This window comes from Corallococcus sp. AB049A (assembly GCF_003668885.1).
GTDB classification, from domain to species: Bacteria; Myxococcota; Myxococcia; order Myxococcales; family Myxococcaceae; genus Corallococcus; species Corallococcus interemptor.
Map to the genome: position 1 here is coordinate 1 of NZ_RAWL01001037.1, position 464 is coordinate 464.

General features: G+C 61.4%; 1 protein-coding gene and 1 pseudogene. Both read right to left on the minus strand.

The window, feature by feature from the left end; translation table 11 throughout:
- A partial coding sequence (locus D7X55_RS40740; protein WP_233610435.1) for a 2-oxo-4-hydroxy-4-carboxy-5-ureidoimidazoline decarboxylase occupies nucleotides 1-233 on the minus strand: 233 nt, incomplete at its 3' end.
- Nucleotides 233-464 (minus strand): annotated as a pseudogene (locus D7X55_RS40745) (hypothetical protein); the annotation flags it as partial. The gene D7X55_RS40740 and the pseudogene D7X55_RS40745, both read right to left, overlap by 1 nt.

Genomic DNA, 464 nt, shown 5'->3' on the forward strand with positions numbered 1-464 from the left:
GCCGTCAACTCACCGGCAATTGCCAGCTTCCCGGCAAGATCGGGATGCGCCCGCAACACTCCAAGCCTTTCCGCCTCGGGAGCCGCGCGAAACTGCGCGCTAAGCGCGGCATGAACCGCCTTCGCCGTCAGCTCCAGGCCGGCCCCACCAGCGTCATAGGCCCGCTCGGCAATGAATGGCGAATGTTCGAACACGCCGCCGAAACGGGTAACGAAGTCCTCACGCATCAGCATCAAAGCGCCTCCGGCTTGTGATGCTCATGCCAGTGACGGGCGATCTCGATGCGCTGCGGGATCCACACCTTTTCGTGGCCAAGCACATATTCGATGAAGCGGCGAAGTGCCGCTGCGCGACCCGGACGGCCGACAAGACGACAATGCAGGCCGACACTCATCATCTTCGGCGCACCTTCGACACCTTCCTGATAAAGCACGTCGAAAGCGTCCTTCAGATAGGTGAAGAAC